This is a genomic window from Micromonospora sp. URMC 107, assembly GCF_051386315.1.
In the GTDB taxonomy this organism is placed as follows: Bacteria; Actinomycetota; Actinomycetes; order Mycobacteriales; family Micromonosporaceae; genus Micromonospora.
Genome location: NZ_JBPQTK010000072.1, coordinates 13,112 through 28,697 on the forward strand (window position 1 = coordinate 13,112; position 15,586 = coordinate 28,697).

Below are 15,586 nucleotides of genomic sequence, written 5' to 3' on the forward strand. Positions count from 1 at the left end.
ATGCTCAGCCCCGGGGTGCAGCTCGGCAACCGCTACCGCCTGGACGAGCGGATCGCCAGCGGCGGCATGGGTGACGTCTGGCGCGGCACCGACCAGGTGCTCGGCCGGACGGTCGCCGTCAAGAGCCTGCTCCCCGCGCTGCTCGACGACCCCGACTTCGCCGAGCGCTTCCGCGGCGAGGCCCGCACCATGGCGACGATCAACCACCCCGGCGTGGTCGACGTCTACGACTTCGGCAACGACCAGCAGATCGCCTTCCTGGTCATGGAGTACGTCGAGGGTGACGCGCTGTCGGCCACGCTGGCCCGGGTCGGCCGGCTCACCCCGGCCCGCACGATGGCGCTCGTCGCCCAGGCCGCCGACGCGCTGCACGCGGCGCACGTGAAGGGCATCGTGCACCGGGACGTGAAGCCCGGCAACCTGCTGGTCCGGCCCAACGGCACCCTGGTGCTCACCGACTTCGGCATCGCCCGCTCGGAGCTGGTCGCCCAGCTCACCGCGGCCGGTTCGGTGCTCGGCACCGCCTCGTACATCTCCCCGGAGCAGGCCACCGGCGGGGTCGCCACGCCCGCGTCCGACGTCTACGCGCTCGGCGTGGTGGCCTACCAGTGCCTCGCCGGCCGCCGCCCCTTCGAGGGCGACAATCCGCTCGACATCGCCATGCGGCACGTCCGGGAGACTCCCCGCCCGCTGCCCGCCGACATCCCGCCGCAGGTCCGGGCGGTGGTCGAGCGGGCCCTGGCGAAGGACCCGGCGGCACGCTGGCCGAGCGCCGCCACGCTGGCCGGGGTGGCCCGTCAGCTGAAGGCCCAGCTCTCCCAGCAGGCCCGGGCAGCCGGCCAGCCCATCTCCGCCGCACCGGCGTCGCCGGCCGCCCCGCCCGGCCGCGCCCAGGTGCCGCCGCCGCGTCCGCCGGTGTCGCCCCACCGGCCGCAGAACGTCACCGCGCAGCCGCCGCGTCCACCCATGACGGCCCACCGTCCGCCCGTGGCGAACCCGCGCCCGGCCGCCGCGCCGCACCGGCCCACCTCGGTCGCGCCCGCTGCGGCGGCACCCCGGCCGCAGATGGCGCCGACCGGCTACCCCCGCGGCGCGGCACCCGTGCCGCAGGCCCGGCCGATGCCGTACGCGGGACACGCCGTCCCGCCGGCCCACCAGCCGGGCGGGCAGCGGTCCCGGCCCGGGATGGTGCTTCTCGCCATCCTCGTGGCCGTGCTGGTCCTCGTCTGCTCCGGCGTGATTTCCTACAACGTGCGGGAAGGCACGAAGTCGGGTGCGGCCACCCCGCCGGCGGCGACGTCCGCCGCGCGGTGGCCCGACGGACGCGACGATCCGGCCGGGACGTCGTACCGTCGACAGGAACTGCCCCGGTGGGGCGGCGACGAGACGACGAGCGAAGGACGACAGACGCGATGACAGCGCAGGCCCGCCTGCTCGGTGGCAGGTACCAGGTCGGCGAGCTGCTCGGCTACGGCGGTATGGCCGAGGTGCACCGCGGTCGCGATCTCCGGCTCGGTCGGGACGTCGCGATCAAGATGCTCCGGACCGACCTCGCCCGGGACGCCACCTTCCAGATGCGGTTCCGCCGGGAGGCGCAGAACGCCGCGTCCCTCAACCACCCGGCGATCGTCGCCGTCTACGACACCGGCGAGGAGACCGCGCCGACCGGCGAGACCCTGCCGTTCATCGTGATGGAGTTCGTCAACGGGCGGACCCTCAAGGAGGTGCTGGGCGTCGAGGGGCGGCTCCAGCCGCGCCGGGCGCTGGAGATCTGCGCCGACATGTGCGCGGCCCTGGAGTTCAGCCACCGGCACGGCATCATCCACCGCGACATCAAGCCCGGCAACGTGATGCTCACCCAGACCGGCCAGGTCAAGGTGATGGACTTCGGCATCGCGCGGGCACTGGCCAGCGGCGCCACCACCATGACCCAGACGAGCGCGGTCATCGGTACGGCGCAGTACCTCTCGCCCGAGCAGGCGCGCGGCGAGGCGGTCGACGCCCGCTCCGACGTCTACGCCGCCGGCTGCGTGCTCTTCGAGCTGGTCTGCGGGCACCCGCCGTTCGTCGGCGACAGCCCGGTCAGCGTGGCCTACCAGCACGTGCGGGAGGCGCCCCCGACCCCGAGCGACATCAACCCGGACGTCAACCCCGCGGTCGACGCGATCGTGCTCAAGGCGCTGTCGAAGAACCCCCTCAACCGCTACCAGAGCGCCGGCGAGATGCGGGCCGACCTGCTCCGCGCGGCCGCCGGCCGCCCGGTGATGGCGACCCCGGTGCTACCGCCGGAGGAGACGGCGCAGCTCGCCCCGGCCGCGGGCGGCTACGCGGGCACCCCCGGCGCGCCGCAGACCCGGCAGATGCCGGCCCGGGTCGGCGACCCGCGCCGACGGAAGGCGTCCTCCTGGCTGATCGCGACGTTCGCCGCGGTCGGCGTCCTCGCGGTGATCGCCCTCGCCGCCGCCCTGCTCAGCCAGCGCGACGGCGACGACCGGGTCACGGTCCCCACGGTGACCGGCCTGACCCAGCAGGAGGCGTTCGCCCGGATCCAGCAGGCCAACCTGGTCCCCAAGGAGGGCGAGCAGGTCTTCAACAAGGATTGCCAGAAGGGCCAGGTGGTCAACCAGAACCCGCCCGCCAACTCCCCGCTGGAGCCGAACCGGGAGGTCGTCGTCCGGGTCTGCGGCGGCGTGGAGATGAAGGCCATCCCGTCCGGCCTCAAGGGCTCCACCTACGAGGGCGCGAGGACGCGGCTGGAGGAAGCCGGCTTCGTGGTGAAGAGGGAGCTGAAGAGCGACGCCGAAAAGGCGGGCATCGTCCTCGGGGTGTCGCCCGCAGAGGGTAAGGAGGTTGCCGCAGGAGCCACCGTCACCCTGACGGTCTCCAGGGGCAACGTCGGTCAGGTGCCCAACGTCGTCGGCTCCAGCGAGGACGACGCGAAGGAGGAGTTGGACGAGGCGGGGTACGACGTTGACGTCAAGCAGGGCCGGGAAGTGCCGCCGGACGAGGCCGGCCAGGTCACCTCGCAGACCCCGCGGGCGGGCAGCAGCCTCGAGAGGGGCAGGACCGTGACGATCGTGGTGACCGTGCCGCAGGCCGAGCCGACGCCCACCGACTCGGCGAGCCCGACGCCCAGCATCACGCCGTCCGCCCCCGGCGGCGGCGGCGGTATCCCGCTGCCGACCACTCCGCCGGTCCGGCTGCCCGAGCGCTGACCCGCTCGTGGGTGCGGAGGACCCGGCCGGGCGATGCCCTGCGGATGCCGCCGGTCAGGGCCCTGTCGACGCCGCCGGGCAGGGCTCCGCCTATGCCGCCGGGCGGCGCCCTCCGGGAGTCGACGACGAGGGACGGCCGACGACCGGCGCGGCGGAACGGGCGAGCCGGTGGCGGCGACGCCTGATCCGCGTGGCGGTGCTGGGGCTGGTGGCGCTGGTCCTCGCCAGCCTCCCCTGGCTCTGGACGACCATCTCCGCCCGTGGCCACCTGTACGGCGAGGCCGACGCGCCGGCCGCCGACGTCGTGATCGTCCTGGGCACCGCCGTGGCGGCGGACGGCCGTCAGCCGGGTGACCGGCTCACCGGCCGCTTGGAGACCGCCGCCGCGCTGGTGAAGAGCGGGCGGGCCCGGGTGGTCCTCGTGTCGGGCGACGGGGGCGGGACATCCGGCGACGAGACGGCGGCGATGACGGCCCACCTGACCGAGCGGCTCGGCGTCGATGCGCGCCGAGTGGTGGCCGACCCGTTCGGCCTGGACACCTACGACACCTGCGCCCGGGCGCGCGACGTGTACGGGGTCGACCGCGCCCTGATCGTGACCCAGTCCTACCACCTGTCCCGCGCGGTGACGCTGTGCCGACACCTCGGCCTGGACGTCGACGGAGTGACCGCCCGCTGCCCCGGCTGCGGGCCCGCCCTGCTCTTCGGCAAGGCGGTCCGGGACTACTTCGCCAGCGGCAAGGCGGCATGGGACGCGGTCCGCGACCGGCCACCCGCGGTGCGCTCGGCCGCCGACTCGGTGCTCCAGGACGCGCTCAACGGCTGACCGCGGCTTTGCCGAACCGTCAGGTTCGGACCGTTGACGCGGTCTGAAGACGACCGCAGGCCGGCGTCACGGGAACGTATACGTCACCCGTCGAAATGTCGCGTCTTCTCGGGAGGCGTCCGTGCAACGTCGTGCCCCGCACGTACCCGGGGTGCGCTGTTCACGGTGGCCGCAGGGCTGTCGGCCGCGGGGCTGCCTTTCCCGCCGTTTAGGGACAGCGAAGTTATACGTCGATCAACTATCCTGTGTGAACCATCGTGGATGGCTGTGGTGCACGCGCACCGCAGCCACTTCCATCCCCGCAAACCGTTTAGTGAAGGAGTGATGGTGAAACGCGTTTCGCTCATGTTAGCAGGAGCCATGGCTGCTGCCGCTTTCGTTCTGACGCCGCCCATGGCTGCGCAGGCATCGGATGTCGGCGATGGCAGCCTTGATTGCAACTCCGGCGAGATCTGCTTCTCGCAGCACGAGTGGCACGAGGGCGGCCGGAAGCACTTCTGGTACAACGCCATTCATACCGACTTGTCCTTCAACAACGGGGTCCCTCTCATGGACCAGGCGTCGTGGGTCTGGGTCCGCGACACGCGCTGCGGTATCTACCTCTACGACTACAGGACCGGGTTCGACCACTCGCTTTGGCTTCCCACTGGCGGTGGTTCCGTGGCGTTGAGTCAGCGATCGGCGTCGCACACTAGCTCGGGGACCTGGAACGACGTTAACAACGAGCACAAGCGTTGCAGCTCTCAGGTCTAGCGACTGTGAGGGGCGTGGTCCGTTACATCGGGCCCGCTGGCCTGGCACCGGTATGCACTGCGGTGGGTGCATAATCGGATCGGCGGTCCAGTCATTTGCGAATGCGGATGGTTCGTGTGGCGGCTGATCGTCCCACGAGCCATCCGCACTCGTTATGACGAATGCAGAGCAATCAGCGAACGGGGGATGACTTCAGTGGAGTGGCGCGGTGTTCGGCGCTGGCTGACGAGTGGCGTGCTCGGGATAACCGTCCTTGCAATGGTGGGGGGATGTGGCGGAGGCGGGCCAGGGCAGGCGACGGGCGAATCGACGGCGCTGTCCGACGCGAAGCGGCCCTTCGATCTGTTTTTCGGTGAGCAACTCGGTCTGATCGACTGGGCGCGCATCAAACTCACCGACAAGTGTGTGGCGTTGCGCGGCTATCCACAGGTGTTGCAGGGTGGTCTGGAGAAGCCCTACAACCCGTTCTACCACTTGGCGGCGGACTACAACGGCTTGGGGCCCGTGACCGAGGAACAGGCCCGCCGGTCGGGGTTCCGCGAGGACAGGCCAGCTACTCCGTCTTCCGTGGTGAGCTCGGATAAGAATTTCGACGCGATCAACGATAAGTGCTCGGCGGAAGCATCAAAGGCGCTCGGTGGGGCTCAGGAGCTTGTCAACTCCTATGCGATGCTGGGCAATGACGTGTACGAGGCGTACCGAGCCGAGATCCACGATCTCCTCGAGCCGCACCGCGAAAAGATCGCCGACTGTCTGCAAGCAAAGGGGCTCCGATTCGACCGGCGGGGTTATGTCAAAGAAGACAGCCTGACTTCCTTCGGCTTCCCTGCTGGGCACTATGAGGGCGGCGACAACCCTCTCGACTGGAAGCCGAAGCGCACCCCCGGGACGGTTGAGGTCAGTCCACCATGGCCCGCCCAGCGGTATGTACCAAGCCAGCAGGAGTCCGACCTGGCAGTCGAGATGTTCCGGTGTTCCCAGAAGATGGGTGTCCGCCAAGCGTTCGACGAGAAGAGCACGGAGATTCAGCGGGAAATAGTCGAGCGTTACGAGGCTAGGTTCATCGAGATGAATCCGAAGATCGAGCAGATGGCTCGGCGTGCCACGGAGCTGGTGAACTAGTGACTGAGCGCGACTTGCCCAGAGAAGATGCATCTCCGCCACCGGGCAGACTCCGCCGCTTCTGGCTGGCTATGAGCGCCCTCATGTTGGTGTCGCTCCTTTTGGTGGCGACGCTCGTTGTGGCACCGGGCCTCCGGTCACCAGAGCAAGCAGCGGCAGACGCCGAGCCACCGTCGCCGTCACTGGTGACGGCGACCGTCGAGCGTCGTGCCGTCGTCGAGCCTGCGATCGTCAGGGGCCGGGTCATTGTCGGCACAAGCGTCAAGGTCGTACCTCCGATAGGCGCGACCGGCGACGCGAGCGTCGTGACAGCGGTCCTTGCCAAGAAGGGACAGATAATCAAGGAAGGCAAGGTTCTTTTGGAATTGTCCGGCTCTCCGGTGTTCGCGATGGTTTGGCGCTTCCCCTCGTATCGGGACATATCAGCGGGCATGAGCGGGCCGGACGTGCGGGAAATGCAGACAACCTTGCGGCGCTTGGGCTACCGTCCTGGCACAAGGGGCGTATTCGACGCGCAAACCCAGAAGTCACTAGTTCGTTTCTACGAGGATCGTGGCTACGAGGCGCCACGAGCAGAGATGAAGGCCGAAGCGAGCCCTTCCGGGCAGGCGTCTGTCGCGCCGGAGACGGTTGCCGCGGTGAAGCCGGAAGTCATGCTGCCAAAGTCGTCTGTGGTGGTTCTCGCTCGCAGCACCCACCGCGTGACGAAGGTAGCCGTCAAGGTTGGTACGCGGCTCACGGACCCGGACAGGGCCCTCTTCGAACTGGATGGCGCAGCGAGCGGGATTACGGCTGTCGCCACGAAGACGCAGTCGGCATCTGTTGTCGAAGGACAGGTGGGCGAGGCGTACGACGATCTGACAGGCGAGATCCGTGAGGTGACCGTGGTCGCGATCGGCCAAGAGCCCGTGACCGACGCTGACGGCAACTCGGGCTTCCCGATCCGCCTGAACTTTGTGGGTGAACCGCTCAACGCGCCCAACCGGTCATTGAAGATCACTCTCACGAACTCGAGTGAGGCTCGGGAGGTTCTGGCGGTGCCGGTGACGGCGGTCTTCTCGAAGCCGGACGGCACCACCTTCGTCACGCTGGCGCAGGATGGCAAGGTGAAGGTAGACATCGCGGTCAAGGTCGGAAGAATCGCCGGGGGTTGGGCGGAGATTGTGAAGACTGCGCCGTCTGGACGATTGCAGCCAGGCACCCATGTCGTGGTTGGTCTGGACCGGACCGTCCGTCCCTGAGTTCGATGATTTGTCTGCGACTCAGAGGTGCCGAGCGAACCTACAACGACGGTCATCCGGTTCATGCCTTGCGCCCGACCGATCTCGATATAAACGAAAGAGATTTCGTTACCATAACAGGAGCATCTGGATCCGGGAAGTCGACTTTACTCAATGTTCTCGGTCTACTGGATCGTCCGACCGCCGGGTCTTATGAAATCGGCGGAGTGAACATGGCGGCGGCCGGTGAGAAGGTTAGAGGCGCCGTCCGAGGCCAGAAGTTCGGATTCGTGTTCCAGTCCTATCACCTCGTGCTGCGCCGAACCGCTCTCGAGAACGTGGAACTGGGCATGCTCTATGGCCCGCACAAGGCGCGCGAGCGGCGACAGATCGCCGCAGAGGCCTTGGAGCGCATCGGGCTGGCACACCGCAGCCATGCGGATCCGCGACAGATGTCGGGCGGCGAACGGCAACGGGTCGCCATCGCCCGTGCTATCGCAACCAAGCCGTCCGTCTTGTTCTGCGACGAACCAACCGGAAACCTGGACAGCCGGAACACGGGCAAGGTGCTCGACCTGCTGCGGGAACTACACCAGGGCGGTCTGACCGTCGTCGTCGTCACGCACGACCTCCATGTCGCTTCTGTCGGTACCCGTCAACTCTCGGTCACAGACGGCCGGGTGCGAGAGGAGCAGAGGTGAGGCGCTGGAACAACGCCCGGGCCCTCGCCGGACTAGGGGTTAGCGTTGCGAAACTCCGGGTGGCGGATCTGATCCGGGAGTCGTGGACCTCCATCGCCGGCAACCCCGGCAGGTCACTCGTGACCGCAGTCGGGACCGTGCTGGGGGCGGCCGCGTTCGTCTCAACCCTCGGTCTCAGTTCGACGCTTGGTCGACAGGTATCCGCTGAGTTCGACCTGCACCGGGCGACGCAGGTGATCGTACGCGCCGAGGACGCGTATGTTTCGTCCGACTGGCAGGAGCCTGAGAAACTGGAAGGGCTTCGCTCACTTAATGGGGTGCAGGCTGCCGGAGCGCGGCTCTCCCTTTTGGAACGGCGGGTTCAACGCACCGCTACGCTCGATGGCAACACCGCCTCTGCGCGGATTGTCGGCGCTGATCCTGACGCACTGAAGGTCATCCAGCCGAAACTTGTCACTGGGCGACTGCCGGACCAGTTCCATGAGGAAGCCGCCGCGAAGGTAGCCCTGCTACCCAAAAGCATTGCTGACAGGTTGGGAGTGCAACGGACCGGCGTCGCGGTCTTCGTCGAGGATCAGGCGTACAGCGTAATCGGGATTTTCGACGAGGTGGAACGTAGCCCGGAGACAATGCTCTCCCTTCTCATCCCATTTCGCGTTGCCGAGCAACTTGCCTTGGGCGTCGGCGCGGACCAGGTGGAACGCGAGGTGCTCATCGAGACGGCGCCCGGCGCCGCCCAGTACATAGGCCGCCAGGCACCGCTCGCGCTCCATCCCCAGAGCCCGGAATCGTTGCGAGCGATCGCGCCACCAGACCCCATGACGCTGCGTCGTAGTGTGGAGGACAGCGTCACCCAACTGAGCCTTCTGTTGAGCATTGTCGCCCTCGCGATCGGCACCGTTTCGATCGGAAACGCGGCGAGCGCAAGCATCGCCGCGCGGACGTCCGAAATCGGGCTGCGTCGTGCTGTGGGCGCGCGGCCTGTGCATGTGTTCGTACAGCTCCTGGGCGAGACCACGGTGCTCGGCCTGGCAGGCGGAATGGTCGGCGCCCTGCTGGGAGTCACCGTCACAGTAGGCGCCTCGCTGTGGAACGGGTGGCAACCCGTCATAGATCTCAAGCAGGCGGTGGTCGCAACGGCGGCCGGTGCCGCAGCCGGTTTGATCGCGGGGCTGATTCCCGCTCTGAAGGCGATGCGGATCGAGCCTGTGGCGGCGCTGCAACGGTAGCCGGGAGCACCGGCGACGTGACCATCCTCCAGGAACTCCCCTGGGCTTCGATCTGGAAGCCAGCCGGAGGAAGGCCTGCCCCGGGCCAATCTTATCCCGGGTGTAAGCGAGGTTCTGGGCCCTGTTCGACGTACGCAGAATCTTGGCTCGACCGTAAGCAGCCCGCGCCGAACGAGACGGACGGGCTCTATCCCGGGGAACGGATGGAGCCCGTCCATCTCCTGGTGTTGCCTGGAGTGCCCCGCTGACCTGTTCGACGGAAGGTCACACAGCCGGCGATGAAGCGTGCCCTCGAGTCACTTCACTGGCGGGTTTCGTGTTGGGGATGAGGCCGGATCCCGTCTGACGACGAGAGTCCTCAGCCGCTGTTGCCGGAGCCGCCGCTCCCTGTGTCGGGTGACAGGGTCAGCGCGGGCGCGGAAGCCTGCGCACCTTCTCGCGACGGGCCGGCGTCGCCGGATCGGCGACCATGCCAGCGGTCTGCGATTTGAACTTCGTCTGCGCGCTGGTGTCCAGGTAAGCCGCAACTTGGGCGAGGACCTTGTCGGCCGGGCGGGCGACGATCTCGAAGTGTGAGGCCTTCGCCGGGTTCAGGTCACCGCCCCAGACGACGGTGCCCTGACAATCGGCGAGAATGTCCCGCACGATCGCCTCGTGGTGCGGCCACAGCCGCTCGCTGCCGCCGGTTGGGTAGGCGGTCGGGTGGAGTGCGAGAGCGGTGCCGGACAGGTAGTTGGACTCGAACCCCGCCCGGATCGTACGTCGCGTGGTGTGTCCGGTGATTCCCCCGCCTTCACCGGTATCCAGAGGAGCGATTTCGTAGTGCCAGCGGCGGGCTATGTGCAGCAACACTGCTGCGGCCCGGCCCCGCCGCAGTGCAACTGAGGCATTGGATCCCTCGACACGGTAGGTCGTGATGGCGGCGGGGTCGATCTTCCAGCCGTTCGCGGACACCTCTCGGGTCCACCGCCCGGCACCCTTGCCGGCCGCGTTGGCCGGCAAGCTGGGGGCGAGGGCGAGGACACCGGTGCCAGCGGCGGCCCCGAGGAGACTACGTCTGGTAACCATGTGGATTCCTAACTAGTCGCTGAGGGTGGACACGCCGGGGTCACTTCCATCACGCCATACGTTGTGGTCCAGCCCCCAACCGGCCTGGAACGTGTATTCCTTGATCTGGTTGAACGACCAGTTCTCTGGGAGGGGATAGCCGAGGTTGCCCGAGAAACCCCAGGACATCCCGGAGACTAACGACCAGCGAGCCCCGACCTCGCGTGAGATGCGGGTGCACACGTTGCGGGAGCCGTAGACGCCGAAACGGTAACGGTTGCCCTGACCGGCGAAGACCGTCTTGACGCCCTCGAAGTACGGCTTGATGTTGCTGTCGATCTCGGAGTCCATGGCGTCGTAGTCGACGGCGAAGTAGATGCAGGTGCCGGCTGGGATTCGGTACTCGATCGCCTTCTGATGGGCAATCCAGCCCTGATCGAACCCCTTCTCGTACGTGAAGTTCCACAGCTCCCGCCCGTTGTACTGGAAAATCGGGAAGAACCTCAGTCCGGCGTTCAGGATGGTCTGCGGCTCGCCGGGTTTGAGAGCCTTGCCGAGGTAGTCCGGGTCGGTAGGCGGCAGGTGTTCATCGAGGTAACGGCCGACGATCTGGTAACCGGCGGTCTTGAGTGCCGCTGCGCGGGTGGCGGTGATCTCGGTGATGCAGTCGCATCCGGTGGCGGGCCGGTCCGTGTCACCGCTGGAGACGAGCAACTGGGCCCAGGTCGTGTAGTCGTTGTGCCCTGTCACAGGAATCTGTGAGAAGCGTTGGAACGCGCGCACCCAGTTCAGGTGGGTGCTGGTCAGGGTGTCGGTGCCGATGTCCTCCGGGCGGTACATCAGCGGCACCTGGGGGTCGCCCGGCAGCATGGTCGGCGAGTTGAAGTAGCAAGCCGAGCGGAACAGGTATCTCAAGTCGCCGGTGAGCGTTCCCGAACCCTTCCCCCTCAGCCCCGACTGGGTACCCGGACCAAAGTAGCCGTTGATCGAACTGAGAGGGATGCCGATCTCGTACTGGACCGCCATCATGAAGCCCTGCTGAACGTCTCGAGAGTAGATGCCGTCACAGGGGACTAAGCCCATCGCGGGAATTTTGATTCCGGCAACGTAGCGCGAGTTCAACCTCTTCTGGATGTTCTGGATGTTGATGTCGCCGCCCGGAACGAGGCGGAACTGGTCCATCCGCATCAGTGCCTTGACGATGTGTGGCCACATCGTGTTCTCGTCTTGGCCGGCATACGTCAGCCCAGCATCTCTGTAGAGACGCTCAAGAGCGACTTGGGAGTCGGGACCCCAGTTGCCGTAGGTGGTGGAAGCCCAATAGCCCTTGCAGAACAGCGCGCTATTGTAGATGCGGATGAGGTTCCCATTCACCTCGCGGCTTGGCTGCGTGTTGCGTCGCTTGACGGCGTCGAACGTGCCGGGGCCGAAGGTCTGCACCGTCGGGGAGATGCCGAGCTCGTGCTGCAGCGCCTGGGTGAGGGAGAGCACGGTGGACCATCCGGTTTTCCCGTTTTCGGGGCATGAGATATATCCGGAGGCGCTCGCGTAGGTGGCGTTCACCCACTTCTGGGCCGCGTAGACATGGACATCGCCGAGACCGATCCACGGTGCGGCCGGGTCGATCGTCGACCCCGGCTTCGCGTACATGTGGAGATGCCCCGGGCATTCGGTCCCGTAGCCGTAGGAGTGCGGCCAGATCTGGGTGCCGGTTTTCCTGGGCGCTTCTTCGCGAAGATGGTGGATGAGCGACCGGTACGCCTGCAACAGGGGTTCAGTGGCGGTGTGGTTCGCCCGCATGAGGGCGCAGATCGAGTAGTATCCCGCGTTACGGCCCAGGGTGCCGATGTATCCCGGAGCGTTCGCCTCGCCGCGCTCGTAGCCCCGGCCCTGGTAGATCTTGCCGTGCTGACAGATGAGGAAGTTGTAGCCGATGTCTCCCTCGAAATCGTCGTTGCTGGTGTGCATCTCGTACACCGCGGCGATGTCCCGGAGGCAGTCCTCCTCTGTCGGGTAATCGCCGCCGAGCGGATTCGACCCGCCCCGATAGTGAATGAATACACCGCCGACCGGATCCCACGCGGGATTTTCGCTAGGGGCGGGCGGAGCGGCGGCGTGCCCGCGCTTTTCCAACGCAACGTAAGGGGCCCACGTCGCGCGGCTGTGGATAGTGACAGGCATTGCTCCTCGTTTCACTCGATGAATCGAGCTGTAGGGGGCATGGTGCAAGAACTGAATGCATGACTGCGGGTTGTACCGGCCCGCTGAGCTGCATTCGCCGATGCTGATCTGCCCGATATGGCGAATGCTGGCCCGAGATGAACATCTGTCGGCGCGACCAAAGGATCGTATGACATGATCGGCGGTGGCGGGGGGCGGCATATCCGATGAATGCGCCATATCCGGCTTCGCCGGTTGGCGTCCGGTGGGACTTGTTCTCGGCGTATCTGCTCCACCCAGTGCCGCACCGGCCCTGACTACCGCCACAGGTAGACGATGTGGATGGCAGCGAGGTGATGACTTTGCCGCGGCAGGGTTCGGAATGCTCTACCATCGGCCCGATGAAGGCCGGGACCGAGCGAGACGGATCGAGATTCGACACCTGGGTGACGCCGACCCGGGTCGCCTGGCTCGGGAGCGCTGTGGTGTTGCTCCTGCTGGCCCTACCGGTCTACATCCTCGGGCCGGGAGACCACGAGCAGAAGAGTTGCGGCAACGCGTTGAAGCTCGACCTGGACTTCTGGGCAGGCCCCTCGGACGGGGACTACTGGGAGAAGGCGCACCGGACCTGCAACGCGAAGCGCATCGGCCGGATAGGTCAGGCGGTCGGTGTCGTCTCGGTGACGGTCCTGGCCGTCACACTCCTGGTCGCGCGCGCCCGTCGGCAGGATGAGGACGGGTACTGACCATATGGCGTGGGGACGCCTGTCAAGCCGTGGCGAAGGCGGCGCGGCGGCGCGCGTCCACCTCGGCGGCCAGCGCCGGGGCCCGCTCCAGCGCCTCCGCGTGACCGCAGGCGGCGAGCCAGTTCGCCAGCATCAGGTGGCCGCCCTCGGTCAGCACCGACTCCGGGTGGAACTGGACGCCCTCGATCGGCAGCGTCCGGTGCCGCATCGCCATCACCACACCGGAGCCCGTCCAGCCGGTGACCTCCAGTTCCTCGGGCAGCGTCTCGGGCAGCACGGCGAGGGAGTGGTAGCGGGTGGCGGTGAACGGGTCGGGCAGGCCGGCGAGCACTCCGACGTCGTGGTGGCGGACCTCGGAGGTCTTGCCGTGCAGCAGCTCGGGGGCGCGGGTCACGGTGGCGCCGAAGGCCTCGCCGATCGCCTGGTGACCCAGGCAGACACCGAAGATCGGCAGCTCGCCCCCGTACGCGCGGATGACGTCGAGGCAGATGCCGGCGCGGTCGGGGCTGCCCGGGCCGGGCGAGAGCAGGACGCCGGCCGCGCCGACCTTCCCCACCTCCGCGACCTCGATCTCGTCGTTGCGCCGGACCTCGCAGTCCACGCCGAGCTGACCCAGGTACTGCACCAGGTTGAAGACGAACGAGTCGTAGTTGTCGATCACCAGGACACGCATCAGGGGCTCACTCGTTCGGAGAGGGCGGGGTGTTGTTCTGGTCGGTGTCGTACGGCAGGTCGTGCTCGTCGCCGGTCGGGGCGCCGTCGCCCTCCCCGCCGCCCGGCACCACGTCACCGCCGGGGTCGCCGGAGTCCTGGGTGACCTGCACGTCGTCGAAGGGCAGCAGGGGCTCGGCCCACGGGAAGACCACGTACCAGAGCAGGGCCACCATCGCGCTGGCGATCAGCAGGCTGCCGGTGAGCTTGCCGGGCAGCCCGAAGGGCAGCTTGCGCCAGATCCAGCCGTACACCGTCAGCCCCCCAGCTCCGCCGGGCGCCCCGCCGACTTCGGCTGGCTGCGTGCCAGCTCGGCGTGGATGATCAGGCGTTGGTAGTTGTCGAACTTCGGGTTGCAGGTGGTCAGGGTGAGCATCGACTTGGTCGGCTTCTGCCCGGGCTTGCCCGGCACGGGCGCCACCACCTCGACCTGGGTGGGCTTGACGATCCGGCTCTCGGTCACCTTGTAGACGTGCCAGTCGGTCTTGCCCTCCACCACGATGGCGTCACCGTCGTTCAGCTCGTCGAGCCGCCAGAAGGTGGCCCGGTTGCGGTGCCCGGCGACGGAGAAGTTGCCGACCTGGCCGGGTAGGGCGCTGGAGGGGTAGTGGCCCGGCGCGTACCGGATGTCCTTCTGGGTGACGCCCTCGACGACGACCCAGTTCTTGTCGAGCTTGGGGATGTAGAGCCCGGCGATGGGCTTGCCCTGCACGGGCGGCTTCGGCTTGGTGGACGCGCTCGCCGACGGCGCCACGGTCGGGTCGCCCTCGGGGCCCCACGCCTGCGCCAGTTGCTGGCTGAGGTCGGTCTGGTGGGCGTCGACGATCGCCGACTTGCCCCAGACCTCGTAGCCGGCGAAGAGCAGCACCACCAGGCCGAAGGTGATCAGCAGTTCGCCGCTGACCCGGATGCCGGTGCGCAGTCGGGAGCCCAGCGACGGTCGGGTGAGCTCCGAGTAGACGCTCTTGTAGCCCTCGCCGGTCTGCTCCGGCCGGAGCTGGACCACCCGCTCGCCCCGGCGTGGCCGAGGCTGCTCGGCGGGAGCGTCGGAGCTCTCCGGCTCGTCCGTCTTCGGAGGACGCGGCACCGCGCCCATCAGGGCGGTGGACTCGACGAGGGCGGCCGGGGCGGTCGGCGTACGCCCGGAGACGGCCGGGATCAGGGCGGTGGCCCCGGAATCGACCTCGCGGCCCGGGCTGGCCGGGGAGACCGGGGCCGACGGGCCGGTGCCCGACGCGCCCACCTTCGGGATGAACGCGGTCGGCGCGTCGGCGGTCGGCTGGCCTTCCCTGGCGGCGGCCCGATCGACCGGCGGGCGGAGGGAGTGCTCGCCCCCGGCCCCGCCCGGCCGCCGGAGGTCGTCGGACGGCGCGGTGGGCTGCGGTGGGGTGGCCGGCCGGACCGGGCCGGCGCCGGGCCACGACGCCGGCGCGCCGGCACCGGCGGCCGGGCCGGAGTCGGCCGGGCCGGGGCGGCGGCGGTCGGCGGAGTCCGGACGGTCGAAGCCCGCCGGGCCGGGTCGGCGTGAGTCGCGGGGGCCGGGCCGGTCGAATTCACCGGATCCGCGTCGGCCGGAGCCGGCGGACCCTTGGCGGTCGAAGTCGGCGGACTGACGTCGGTCGAAGTCGGCGGACCCGCGCCGGTCGAAGTCGAGTGGCCCTTGGCGGTCGAAGTCGGCGGACCTGGACCGGTCGGAGCCGACGGGCCCACGTCGGTCGAAGTCGGCGGAGCCGCGCCGGTCGGCGGCGGCGGGCCGGTGCCAGTCGAGGTTGGCGGGCCCGGGGCGGCCGGGATCCGAGGGCTCCTGGCGGCCGAGGTCGGCGGGGCCGGGGCGGCCGAAGTCCGCGGGGCCGGGG

Annotated in this window: 14 protein-coding genes; 9 read left to right on the forward strand and 5 right to left on the reverse strand. The window is 68.3% G+C overall.

Annotated elements, in window-relative coordinates; translation table 11 throughout:
• From ACSNN9_RS17535 to ACSNN9_RS17570, 8 genes are all read left to right on the forward strand, one after another.
• Positions 1 to 1,416: a protein kinase domain-containing protein gene (locus ACSNN9_RS17535; protein WP_436674388.1), complete on the forward strand. Its 1,416-nt coding sequence runs from the start codon at positions 1 to 3 to the stop codon at positions 1,414 to 1,416.
• Complete coding sequence (gene pknB / locus ACSNN9_RS17540; protein ID WP_436674389.1) at positions 1,413 to 3,215, forward strand: Stk1 family PASTA domain-containing Ser/Thr kinase; 1,803 nt, start codon at positions 1,413 to 1,415, stop codon at positions 3,213 to 3,215. Before ACSNN9_RS17535 ends, pknB begins: the two co-directional genes overlap by 4 nt.
• 190 nt (positions 3,216 to 3,405) lie before the next feature.
• On the forward strand, positions 3,406 to 4,041 hold the full coding sequence (locus ACSNN9_RS17545; RefSeq protein WP_436674391.1) for a SanA/YdcF family protein: 636 nt from the start codon (positions 3,406 to 3,408) through the stop codon (positions 4,039 to 4,041).
• Between the two features lie 261 nt (positions 4,042 to 4,302).
• Positions 4,303 to 4,794 (forward strand): hypothetical protein, encoded by a 492-nt coding sequence (locus tag ACSNN9_RS17550; RefSeq protein WP_436674393.1) that lies wholly within the window; start codon positions 4,303 to 4,305, stop codon positions 4,792 to 4,794.
• 186 nt (positions 4,795 to 4,980) lie between these two features.
• A complete protein-coding gene (locus tag ACSNN9_RS17555) occupies positions 4,981 to 5,916 on the forward strand; it encodes a hypothetical protein (protein ID WP_436674395.1) in 936 nt (311 codons plus the stop codon).
• 83 nt (positions 5,917 to 5,999) lie between these two features.
• On the forward strand, positions 6,000 to 7,157 hold the full coding sequence (locus ACSNN9_RS17560; RefSeq protein WP_436674397.1) for a peptidoglycan-binding protein: 1,158 nt from the start codon (positions 6,000 to 6,002) through the stop codon (positions 7,155 to 7,157).
• Between the two features lie 5 nt (positions 7,158 to 7,162).
• Positions 7,163 to 7,837: an ABC transporter ATP-binding protein gene (locus ACSNN9_RS17565; protein WP_436674398.1), complete on the forward strand. Its 675-nt coding sequence runs from the start codon at positions 7,163 to 7,165 to the stop codon at positions 7,835 to 7,837.
• A gap of 59 nt (positions 7,838 to 7,896) precedes the next feature.
• Complete coding sequence (locus ACSNN9_RS17570) at positions 7,897 to 9,066, forward strand: ABC transporter permease (protein WP_436674400.1); 1,170 nt, start codon at positions 7,897 to 7,899, stop codon at positions 9,064 to 9,066.
• Between the two features lie 405 nt (positions 9,067 to 9,471).
• Here ACSNN9_RS17570 and ACSNN9_RS17575 read toward each other — a convergent pair whose 3' ends face one another.
• Both ACSNN9_RS17575 and ACSNN9_RS17580 read right to left on the reverse strand, forming a co-directional pair.
• Complete coding sequence (locus ACSNN9_RS17575) at positions 9,472 to 10,020, reverse strand: hypothetical protein (protein ID WP_436674402.1); 549 nt, start codon at positions 10,018 to 10,020, stop codon at positions 9,472 to 9,474.
• Between the two features lie 126 nt (positions 10,021 to 10,146).
• On the reverse strand, positions 10,147 to 12,294 hold the full coding sequence (locus ACSNN9_RS17580) for a glycoside hydrolase domain-containing protein (protein ID WP_436674404.1): 2,148 nt from the start codon (positions 12,292 to 12,294) through the stop codon (positions 10,147 to 10,149).
• Positions 12,295 to 12,674: 380 nt separating this feature from the next.
• Here ACSNN9_RS17580 and ACSNN9_RS17585 point away from each other — a divergent pair, with 380 nt between their 5' ends.
• Positions 12,675 to 13,019, forward strand: coding sequence for a hypothetical protein (locus ACSNN9_RS17585; RefSeq protein ID WP_436674405.1), 345 nt, complete (start codon positions 12,675 to 12,677; stop codon positions 13,017 to 13,019).
• A gap of 22 nt (positions 13,020 to 13,041) precedes the next feature.
• Here the strand turns inward: ACSNN9_RS17585 and ACSNN9_RS17590 are convergent, their stop codons facing one another.
• The 3 genes from ACSNN9_RS17590 to ACSNN9_RS17600 form a co-directional block, all read right to left on the reverse strand.
• Positions 13,042 to 13,692, reverse strand: a complete 651-nt coding sequence (locus ACSNN9_RS17590) for an aminodeoxychorismate/anthranilate synthase component II (RefSeq protein WP_436674406.1) — start codon at positions 13,690 to 13,692, stop codon at positions 13,042 to 13,044.
• 7 nt (positions 13,693 to 13,699) lie between these two features.
• Positions 13,700 to 13,984: a hypothetical protein gene (locus tag ACSNN9_RS17595; protein ID WP_436674408.1), complete on the reverse strand. Its 285-nt coding sequence runs from the start codon at positions 13,982 to 13,984 to the stop codon at positions 13,700 to 13,702.
• Between the two features lie 2 nt (positions 13,985 to 13,986).
• On the reverse strand, positions 13,987 to 15,586 hold a 1,600-nt coding region (locus tag ACSNN9_RS17600; RefSeq protein WP_436674410.1), incomplete at its 5' end, for a class E sortase.

Bases quoted from the DNA above. Each gene is read 5' to 3' on its own strand.
- ACSNN9_RS17535 (WP_436674388.1), top strand. From the start codon at position 1: ATGCTCAGCCCCGGGGTGCAGCTCGGCAACCGCTACCGCCTGGACGAG.
- pknB (WP_436674389.1), top strand. From the start codon at position 1,413: ATGACAGCGCAGGCCCGCCTGCTCGGTGGCAGGTACCAGGTCGGCGAG.
- ACSNN9_RS17550 (WP_436674393.1), top strand. From the start codon at position 4,303: ATGGCTGTGGTGCACGCGCACCGCAGCCACTTCCATCCCCGCAAACCG.
- ACSNN9_RS17555 (WP_436674395.1), top strand. From the start codon at position 4,981: ATGACTTCAGTGGAGTGGCGCGGTGTTCGGCGCTGGCTGACGAGTGGC.
- ACSNN9_RS17560 (WP_436674397.1), top strand. From the start codon at position 6,000: ATGTTGGTGTCGCTCCTTTTGGTGGCGACGCTCGTTGTGGCACCGGGC.
- ACSNN9_RS17565 (WP_436674398.1), top strand. From the start codon at position 7,163: ATGATTTGTCTGCGACTCAGAGGTGCCGAGCGAACCTACAACGACGGT.
- ACSNN9_RS17580 (WP_436674404.1), bottom strand. From the start codon at position 12,294: ATGCCTGTCACTATCCACAGCCGCGCGACGTGGGCCCCTTACGTTGCG.
- ACSNN9_RS17585 (WP_436674405.1), top strand. From the start codon at position 12,675: ATGAAGGCCGGGACCGAGCGAGACGGATCGAGATTCGACACCTGGGTG.
- ACSNN9_RS17590 (WP_436674406.1), bottom strand. From the start codon at position 13,692: ATGCGTGTCCTGGTGATCGACAACTACGACTCGTTCGTCTTCAACCTG.